Here is a 9,219-nt window from a genome sequence, read left to right on the forward strand (position 1 = left end):
TTCTCCTGCACGGCGGCGGCCTCCTCGGGTGGTGTTTCCAGTAAAGCTGTCATCGTGGTGGGAGGCGACTGACACCCCCCACCAACGAGACTAAGCCTGGCCGACCTTGAATCGGACGAAGGCGAGCACCTCGACGCCGTTCTCCTCGGCGTACTTGGCGATCGACTTCTTGTTGTCCTTGACGAAGGCCTGCTGCAGCAGGGTGAAATCCTTGTACCAGCCGTTGACGCGACCCTCGACGATCTTGGCGATCGCGGCCTCGGGCTTGCCCTCGTCGCGCGTCATCTCCTCGAAGAGCGCGCGCTCCTTCTCGACGACGTCGGCGGGAACGGCCTCGGCGTTGAGGTACTTCGGCGCCATCGCCGCGGCGTGCTGCGCGATGTCCTTGGCGACGTCGGCGTTGGGCTTGTCGAGCTGCACCAGCACGCCGACCGCCGGCGGGAGCTGCGGGTCGGTCTTGTGCATGTAGGCGCCGATGTAGCCGCCCTCGAGGACCGCGAAGCGGCGGATCTCGATCTTCTCACCCAGCGCGGCGTTGGCCTCGTCGAGGTGCTCCTTGACGGACTTGCCTTCGAGGGAGGAGGCGAGCAGGGTGTCGACGTCGCCGGGCCTGGTGGCCAGGATGTGCTCGACGACCTGCGCGGCCAGCTCCTGGAAGCGCTCGCCCTTGGCGACGAAGTCGGTCTCGCAGTTGAGCTCGAGCAGCGCGGCGGCGGACTCGCCGTCCTGCTTGACGGCGACCAGGCCGTTGGAGGCGGTGCGCGCCTCACGCTTGCCGACGTCCTTGGCGCCCTTGAGGCGCAGGATCTCGACGGCGCGGTCGAAGTCGCCCTCGGACTCCTCCAGCGCCTTCTTGCAGTCCATCATGCCGGCGGCGGTCAGCTCGCGAAGCCGCTTGACATCGGCCATGTTCACGGAAGCCATGTGCATTTCCTCGTGGGATCGGTCGTGGATCGGGTGTGCACCCGAAAAGCCTCAGTGCCGGTGCGACCGGCGTGGGTACGGCTCGCACGCGTGGCGCGAGCCGTACCAGCGCATGCCCTTAGGCCTGCTCGGTCTCGCCCTCGGCCTTGGCCTCGGTCTCAGCCTTGGCCTCGGTCTCAGCCTCGACACCGGCCTCGGCCTCGGCCGGAGCGGCCTCGGTCTCGGCGGTGACCTCAGCGTCGTCCTCGGCGACGGCCTCAGCCGCGACCTCGGCCTCCTCGGCCTTCTGCTCGCCCGAGCCCTGCTCGATGAGCTCGCGCTCCCACTCGGCCAGCGGCTCGGCGGCGGCGGGCTTCTCGTCGCCGCGAGCGGCGCCGGAGCGGGCCATGAGACCGGCGGCGACACCGTCGGCGACGACGCGGGTCAGCAGACCGACGGCGCGGATGGCGTCGTCGTTACCCGGGATCGGGTAGTCGACCTCGTCGGGGTCGCAGTTGGTGTCGAGGATCGCGACGACCGGGATGCCGAGCTTCTTGGCCTCGGAGATCGCGATGTGCTCCTTCTTGGTGTCGACGATCCACACCGCGCTGGGCACGCGGCCCATGTCGCGGATGCCGCCGAGCGTGCGCTCGAGCTTCTCCTTCTCGCGGCGGCGCATGAGGAGCTCCTTCTTGGTGAGCCCCGAAGCGGCCACGTTGTCGAAGTCGAGCTCCTCGAGCTCCTTCAGACGCTGGAGCCTCTTGTGCACGGTGGAGAAGTTGGTGAGCATGCCACCCAGCCAGCGCTGGTTGACATACGGCATGCCGACGCGGCCTGCCTGCTCGGCGATGGCCTCCTGAGCCTGCTTCTTCGTGCCGATGAACAGGATGGTGCCGCCGTGGGCGACCGTCTCCTTGACGAAGTCGTAGGCGCGGTCGATGAACGACAGCGACTTCTGCAGGTCGATGATGTAGATGCCATTGCGCTCGGTGAAGATGAAGCGCTTCATCTTCGGGTTCCACCGGCGGGTCTGGTGGCCGAAGTGAACACCGCTCTCGAGGAGCTGTCGCATGGTGACGACGGGGGCCATGTGCTGGTCCTCCAGTTTCTCGGTTGTGCCGCGGCAGCCGTACGGCCTGCCGCCCTGATGCCCCGCACCCGTTCCTGCCGGCCTTGCGGCCGGACCGAGGGACCGGTTTGCGACGGGGCATGCGAAGTCGGCCTGTCACTGACAGGCCACCGAAAAGCATACCTCCAGAGGAGGCCCGGCCTGACCGTCATGCCTGGCACGACCGTCTGACTACCGGAGGGTTCCGCGCACGTCAGCCCGCGTCGTGGTCCTCGGTCGGCAGGCCCGGCCTCGGCGGGTCGACGAGCGGGAACAGGGATGTGTGCGTCACGACCTCGCGGGCGCCTTCGGGCGGGTCGGTCCTGCGCAGGGTGAGGTAGGGCTCGATGAGCTGCTCCATCCGGTCACGCAGCTCGGCCGCCTCGGCGGCGGTCATCATCAGGTAGGCCCGCCGCCAGTTCGAGACGTCACGCCACTCCTGCGGCTCGGTGTCGAGCGCGGCCATCCCCCGCCTGATCTCGCGCTGGCTGTCGGCCAGGATCATGTCGACCAGCAGTTGCTTGGCCTCCTTGACCATGGGCTCGTCCTGGGGCTCCCTCTCGATGGAGACGCCCTCCTTCACCGCCTGCCAGACCCTCTCCCTTCCGTCGCCTCGCGGCGGCGCGTCCTCCACGAAGCCGTACTTCGCGAGCATCCGCAGGTGGTAGCTGGCGGCGCTGGGCGTGACCCCGACGACCTCGGCCAGTTCGGTGGCGGTCGCGGCGGGCTGCCGTCCCAAATAGTTGATCATGGCGAGCCTGGCCGGGTGGGCCAGCGCCCGCATGGCTTTGGGATCGCTCAGCGGCTTGCGGCTGTCATGGCTCACGACAGAAACCTACCTGAAGGGTTGCCTTCATAGTTATGAAGGATTACTTTCACAACTATGAAGCAAACCCTTCAGGACTCCCTTCCGCTTCGCAGACAGCGCGACTACCGCCTCCTCTGGACCGCCAGGACGGTCTCCATCACCGGCTCGGAGGTCTCCAAGCTGGCCGTCCCGCTGACCGCCGTGACCCTGCTGGCCGCCTCACCCGCGCAGATGGGCGTCCTGACCGCGCTGGCCTTCCTGCCCGCGCTGCTGTTCGGCCTGCACGCGGGCGCCCTGGCCGACAGACTCAGCCGGCACCGCCCGCTGATGATCGCCTGCGAACTCGTCTCCGCCTTCGCGGCGCTGATGGTGCCCCTCGCCTGGTTCGCCGGGGTCCTGAGCGTCCCGCTGCTGGCCGCCGTCGCCCTCGTCATCGGTACGGCGGGCGTCGTCTTCAAGGCGGCCAACTTCCCCCACCTGGCCGCGGTCATCCCCGCCGAACAGCGGACAGAGGCGATGGCCGGCTTCCACGCCTCCTACTCCGTCGCCTCGATCGCGGGGCCAGGCCTCGCGGGAGTGCTGGTGCAGATGCTCACCGCGCCACTTGCCGTCCTGATGGAGGCGCTGTCGTTCCTGGCCTCGGCGCTGATGCTGCGCGCCATCCGCACCCCCGACGACCACGAGCCGAGCCGGTCGCGCGGCATGTGGCGCGACATCGTCGAAGGACTGCGCGTCAGCCTCACCCAGCCCGTGCTGCGCGCCATCCTCGGCGCGGGCGTGACCCTGAACTTCTTCGCGATGGCCTACATCGCCATCGCCATCCTCTACATGCTGCAGGTCCTGCACCTCCCGCAGGGCGTGATCGGCGCGCTCACCGCGGTGTCCGGCGTAGGCGGGCTGATCGGCGCGTGGGCGACCACCAGGCTCGTCAAGCGGTACGGCGAGAACAGGGTGATGGTCTACGCGATCCTGCTCTTCCCCGTGGACATGCTCACGGTGGGCCTGGTGCGCGGGCCGCTCTGGGTCACGATCCCCATCATGGCCACGACAGGACTGCTCATCGGCGCCACGGTCATCGCCTTCGCCACCTGCATGAACGTCGTCGCCATGCGGGAGGCGCCGGCCGAGGTGATGGGCCGCGTCAACGCCACGATGACCTTCGCCATCCAGGGGGTACTGGCCCTCGGCGGTCTGTTCGGCGGGCTGCTGGCCGAGGTGGTGGGGCTGCGCGCGGTCGTCCTGGTCTGCGCGGCCGGCACGTCCCTCGCGATCTTCTGGATCTGGGGCTCTCCGCTGCGCCCCCGGCGCAGGCGCGGCGCGGCCGAAGGCGAGGACGCCGATCCGGTGAGAAGCAGGGCGCTGAGAGAACTCGCCTTCACCAGGATCCGCACCGTCTAGGCATGCGATTCGTCCCCGGCATCGCGCTGCCGACACACGGGTGCCTCTTCACCCGCCCTCCAGAGCGGCGCTACACCTCTCTCGCGCGCTGCGCGTCGTCCCGCCACACGGGCAGGTCGGCGCCCTGCCGTGGCGGCGGGCTCGTCCACCCGGGCCTCCTGCCGCCGATCCGTCCGGGCGGCAGGACGTATGTCAGCCGTCCGAAGTCGCTGTCCATCTCGCCCAGCGACCCCGTGGCCTCCAGCCGGTCGGCGGGTTCGGGTTCGCCTCTGCCCAGCTCGTCCAGCCACTGCGCGGTCCTCGCCAGGCTCAGCCGTACCCGCCAGGACCCGCCCTCCGCCCGCCGCCTCAGCAACGCCGCGATCGCCCCGAAGGCCGCCAGGTATCCTGTCGCATGGTCCAGCACCTGGGCGGGGAGCGGGCGCGGCGGATCTCCGCCCGCGATGCCCGTCGCCATCTGGACCAGGCTGTCGAACCCGCGCCCTCCCGTCGGGCCGTAGGCGGTGATGTCCACGCTCACCAGCCCCTGCGTGCGCTCGGCCAGCTCGTCCACGATCCCCAGCGTGCCCGGTCTCACGGCCCTGACCACCACGTCGGCGGACCCGACCAGGCCCGCGAGCGCCCGCCGTCCCTCGGACGAACGCAGGTCGAGGTGGCACGACCGCTTCCCGAAGGCCGTGCTGATCACCAGCCCGGGAACCTCGGGCAGGTCGGGCGCCCCCACCTTGAGCACGTCCGCCCCGTAGGCGGCCATCGTCCTGGTGGCCACCGGCCCGGCGATCACCCTGGTGAGATCGAGCACCCGCACCCCGTCCAGCGCCCTCCCTCCCTCTCGCCCCGCCCGGCCTCCTCCGAGGGGCCACCCGTGAGGGGATCCGCCGTCTCCCGGCACACGGGTCACCTCGACGAGCGGCGTCCGGGCGACAGTGCGCGCCCGCGGGTCCTCACGCCACTCCTGCGGCGTCCGCAGCGCCGCGGCGCACCCGTTCCGCTCGGTCACCCTCCGCTCGACCTCCAGCGCCGTACGGCTCGCGCACGCCCGCCGTACCGCCTCGCGGTCCGAGCCCCGCGGCAACCCCAGCGCCCGCAGCGCCGCGTCACGGTGATGATCGAAGTTGCAGTGCAGCCGGACCCATCCGTCAGCGGTCCTGTAGTCGCCCGACAGCTCGGCCCACAACTCCCCCTGCTCACCATCGATCCTGAAATACCGCTCATCCCGGAAGGCGACCAGAGCCTCCCTGACCGACACCTCGGCCTCCGTTCCCAGCACCGCCGCCGCCGCTGCCGTCGCAGCCCCCACCGAGACGGCCGCCGCCACCTCCACCCGGTACGCCGAGGGCAGCCGCGAACCGTCGTCCGTGACCCGCACCTCGGGCAGCGTCACCCCTGCCGACGTCCCCAGCTCCTGGATCAGCTTCGCGGTCACCCGCGGTTCAGCTCCTCCGCGAGCAGGTCCATCAGCAGGCCATCGTGGAAGGCGCCGGTTCTCGGGTCCCGCTCGTAGGCCCGCATCACGCCCACGCGCCTGAAGCCCACCTTCTCGTAGGCCCTGATGGCCGCCGTGTTGTGCGCGGCGGGGTCGATGGTGAGCCTGTGATGGCCTCTCACGTCGATCAGCCAGGTCGCCAGCGTCCGCACCGCCTCCGCGCCGTAGCCCTGACCGTGGTATTCGGGATCCAGGAAGATGTCGATGCCCGCGCTGCGGTACTGCGGGTCGTCCTCCTCGTCGTACTGGATCGCGCCGATCACCCTGCCGTCGAGGGTGACGGCCAGCATGCCGTCCAGGTCGTCGACCTCACCCCACCACCTGGCCACCTCGGGGGTGGCGAGGATCCGCCGTAGTGCGGGCCCGTCGTCAGGAACGGCCTCGCGCAGCACCAGCCTGCGCCCTTCGATCTCCATGACCACCAGCATGGCACCGCCCCCGCCACCACCCGGCCCCCGCAGCAGCCCAGCCGCCCAGCGCTCAGCGCTCAGCGCTCACCGCATTCGTCCACCGATCCATCCCCAGCCTTGCTCTCGGAGCCCCGTCCACCCACACCCCGCTTCCCCGTCTCCGCCCGTCCCCCCACACCCCCGCTCATCCGTCTCCGCCCGTCCATCCGCAGCCCCGCTCGTCCGCCCGCAGCCTCGCTCTCAGAGCCCAGTCCGTCCGCAGCCCGCTCCCAGCGCCCGGTCCGTCCACAGCACCACTCCCAGCGCCCCGTCCATCCACAGAACCCCGTTCACCGGCCACCTCCACCCTGGCCGCTGCCACCGTTGCCCCCATGGCCTGCCCTCCCCCCACCCACGCGGCTGCCGCGTCCAACAGCGCCGGTCTCCGAGGCACCAGCCCGCCGCGCTCCCTTCCTCTCCGACACCGGGCGCTCCGCCGCTGCGCCGTGCTGTTGGCGATCACCGTGGCGGTGCTGCTCCTGGCCCCCACACCTGCCGCCGCCGACCCGCCCGACTGGCGTTGGCCCCTGCCGGGACAGCCCAGAATCCTGCGCCCCTTCAACCCGCCGCCCGAACCATGGCGTTCAGGCCACCGCGGCGTGGACCTCGCCGCCTCCCCCTCCACCGCAGTCCTGGCGCCCGGCCTGGGCACCGTCACCTACGCCGCCCCGCTGGCGGGCAGGGGTGTGGTCTCCGTGCTCCACCCAGGCGGCCTGCGCACCACCTACCTCCCCGTCCAGGCGTCGGTACGGCGCGGCCAGACGGTCTCCGCAGGCGACCGGCTGGGCGTCGTCGAGGCGGTCCCTGGTCACTGCGCGGAGTCCTGCCTTCACTGGGGACTGCTGCGCGGCCCCCGCTACCTGGATCCCCTGCTCCTGCTCGCCTGGGCGCCGATCCGCCTCCTCCCCCACTGGCACCTACCACCCACCCCGTCCACAGGGATCCTCCTGCCAAGCGATACGACCACCACCCCTCCCCAGAGACCCACCTCGCAGAGCGACTAGGAACGACCACCCCGCCCGAAGCAGGACCCGCTCCTCACCCAAGGCAGGATGCTGCTCCTCCACAGGGCAGCCCTTGCTCCTCACAGAGCGCTCCCAGGCGAGCCTCGCGTCCGAGGACCGAAGGACCACTAGAGGCCACCCCTCCCCAAGGACACCCGCCCATGGCAGGGCGAACACGGAGCGCCCCTGCCAGCCGAAGGCCCCCAGCAGGGGACACAAAGCGACCGCCCCTCCCGCCCGGGGGCCCCCGAGGGGACACAAAGCGACCACCGCTGCGGGGGAGCTCCCTGCTCAAGAAACCCGAAGCGACTACCCCGGTCAGGGAGACGGCCGGGCAGGAGAACCCATGAGCCACCCTGCCGAGCAAGGGCTTCCAGACAGGCAGACACGAAGCAACCATCCCAGCCAGGGAGGCCCCTGGGCAGAGGGACAGGAGGCGACAACTCGTGCCGGAGGAGGCCGATGGGCAGGAGAACACGAAGCGACCTCCCCTGCCGAGCAAGGGCTTCCAGACAGGGAGACACGAGGCGACCACCCTGCCGGGGATGCTGCTGGGCAGGAGAGACGAGGCGACAAAGGCGACCGCCTTTGCTAGGGCACTTTCTGACAGGGGAAACACGCGGAGACCACCGCTGCCCTGGGCGGGACTCCTGCGCGAGGTGAGTGCGGACCTCCGCCGCGGTCCGGGGGCTGCCGCTCTCGGCGGCCGAGCTCCTCCTCGGGAATGCTCTTGGCAAGACGAGGACGGGCGGTATCCCTCCTTGGTGATCGCCTCAGGTCAAGCGCGGGGATGGGCCTGCTTGTAGGCGGCTCGCAGGCGCTCGATCGACACGTGTGTGTAGATCTGGGTGGTGTTCAGCGACGCGTGCCCCAGCATCTCCTGCACGCTCCGCAGATCGGCCCCACCTTCGAGCAGGTGGGTCGCCGCGCTGTGCCGTAGTCCGTGGGGGCCCATGTCAGGCGCCCCGTCGACCTGCCCCAACCGGGCATGCACAATTCGCCGTACCGTCCCGGCGTCGATGCGTCCGCCCCGCGCTCCGAGGAACAGCGCGGGCCCTGACCCCTCCCGGATCCAGCGAGGACGTCCGTGCACGCACCACCGGTCCACCGCCCGCAAGGCCGGCAGACCGAACGGCACCGACCGCTCCTTGCGCCCCTTGCCCAGCACCCTGACGACGTGACGGTCCCTGTCCACGTCGTCCACGTCCAGCGCGCACAGTTCGCCGACCCGCACCCCAGTCGCGTACAGCAGCTCCAGGATCGCCTGATCGCGAAGTTCCTTGGGCTCGCTGCCCTGCGGCGCGTCGAGGACGGCCTGCGCCTGCTCCTGATCGAGTACGGCAGGCAGCGCCCGTGCCGCCTTCGCACTCCCCAGGAGCAGCCCTGGATCGTCGGCCAGCCAGCCACGGCGGTGTGCGAAGGCCGTGAAGGTCCTGACGCATGCCGTACGACGCGCCAGGGTCGCCCTGGACAATCCGGCCGCGTGCTGCTCGGCCAACCATCCTCTGAGCACCGCGATGTCGAGCCCGGCCAGCTCTCCCCCAAGATGCGCCATCAGGGCGGCCAGGTCCGAAAGGTAGGCGCGCACAGTGTGCGGCGACAGATCGCGTTCGAACCGGAGATGCTTCTTGAACTCGGCCAGCACCTCATCGACATCTGGCATCCACAATCCCCTTCCGTGATCTCACCCATCCGAGATGTCCCGCCCGAGATGTCCCCTCTCAAGGGTCGCCTTCTCTGCCCCCACGGATCCACCTTCCCGTGATCCTTCCCTTTCCATCCACCCCTCGCGATCCACCCACGCGAGCTGCCGCTCTCAAACCGCCCACCCTGACCCCACCGCGGCCCACCCCTGTGCTCTCCCCCAACGCACACCACCCCTGGAGCCGCCCTCTCACAAGACGCCCACCCTGGCCCCACCGCGGCCCACCCCCGTGATCTCACCCAACGCAAACCGCTCCCGGACCCGCCCTCTCACAAGACGCCCACCCTGGCCCCACCGCGGCCCACCCCCGTGATCTCACCCAACGCAAACCGCTCCCGGACCCGCCCTCTCACAAGAC

At 70.3% G+C, this 9,219-nt stretch carries 8 protein-coding genes; 2 read left to right on the top strand and 6 right to left on the bottom strand.

Going from position 1 to position 9,219, the window contains the following annotated elements; translation table 11 throughout:
• Window positions 1-90: 90 nt before the first annotated feature.
• The 3 genes from tsf to ABFX50_RS31480 all read right to left on the bottom strand — a co-directional run bounded on the left by tsf (window position 91) and on the right by ABFX50_RS31480 (window position 2,837).
• Window positions 91-924: a translation elongation factor Ts gene (tsf, locus tag ABFX50_RS31470; protein WP_346151429.1), complete on the bottom strand. Its 834-nt coding sequence runs from the start codon at window positions 922-924 to the stop codon at window positions 91-93.
• A gap of 118 nt (window positions 925-1,042) precedes the next feature.
• Entirely contained in the window at window positions 1,043-1,993 is a 951-nt protein-coding gene (gene rpsB, locus ABFX50_RS31475; RefSeq protein WP_346151431.1) for a 30S ribosomal protein S2, read from the bottom strand.
• A gap of 232 nt (window positions 1,994-2,225) precedes the next feature.
• Window positions 2,226-2,837 (bottom strand): ArsR/SmtB family transcription factor, encoded by a 612-nt coding sequence (locus ABFX50_RS31480; protein WP_346151433.1) that lies wholly within the window; start codon window positions 2,835-2,837, stop codon window positions 2,226-2,228.
• A 57-nt stretch (window positions 2,838-2,894) separates the two neighbouring features.
• Between ABFX50_RS31480 and ABFX50_RS31485 the strand changes: the two genes are divergently transcribed.
• Window positions 2,895-4,217, top strand: a complete 1,323-nt coding sequence (locus ABFX50_RS31485; protein WP_346151434.1) for an MFS transporter — start codon at window positions 2,895-2,897, stop codon at window positions 4,215-4,217.
• 70 nt (window positions 4,218-4,287) lie between these two features.
• Here ABFX50_RS31485 and ABFX50_RS31490 read toward each other — a convergent pair whose 3' ends face one another.
• Both ABFX50_RS31490 and ABFX50_RS31495 read right to left on the bottom strand, forming a co-directional pair.
• Window positions 4,288-5,643, bottom strand: coding sequence for a CoA transferase (locus ABFX50_RS31490; protein WP_346151435.1), 1,356 nt, complete (start codon window positions 5,641-5,643; stop codon window positions 4,288-4,290).
• Entirely contained in the window at window positions 5,640-6,119 is a 480-nt protein-coding gene (locus ABFX50_RS31495; RefSeq protein ID WP_346151437.1) for a GNAT family N-acetyltransferase, read from the bottom strand. The genes ABFX50_RS31490 and ABFX50_RS31495 overlap by 4 nt, the downstream gene beginning before the upstream one ends.
• Before the next feature lie 479 nt (window positions 6,120-6,598).
• On the opposite strand from ABFX50_RS31495, the gene ABFX50_RS31500 reads away from it, so the two are divergent.
• The gene (locus ABFX50_RS31500; RefSeq protein ID WP_346151439.1) at window positions 6,599-7,156 is read left to right on the top strand and encodes a murein hydrolase activator EnvC family protein; all 558 of its coding nucleotides are present in this window, start codon (window positions 6,599-6,601) and stop codon (window positions 7,154-7,156) included.
• Window positions 7,157-7,934: 778 nt separating this feature from the next.
• On the opposite strand, the gene ABFX50_RS31505 is transcribed toward ABFX50_RS31500, so the two are convergent.
• On the bottom strand, window positions 7,935-8,819 hold the full coding sequence (locus ABFX50_RS31505) for a tyrosine recombinase XerC (protein ID WP_346151441.1): 885 nt from the start codon (window positions 8,817-8,819) through the stop codon (window positions 7,935-7,937).
• Between the last annotated feature and the right edge of the window lie 400 nt (window positions 8,820-9,219).

Origin of the sequence: Nonomuraea recticatena, from assembly GCF_039533245.1 — a bacterium.
Lineage (GTDB): Bacteria > Actinomycetota > Actinomycetes > Streptosporangiales > Streptosporangiaceae > Nonomuraea > Nonomuraea roseola.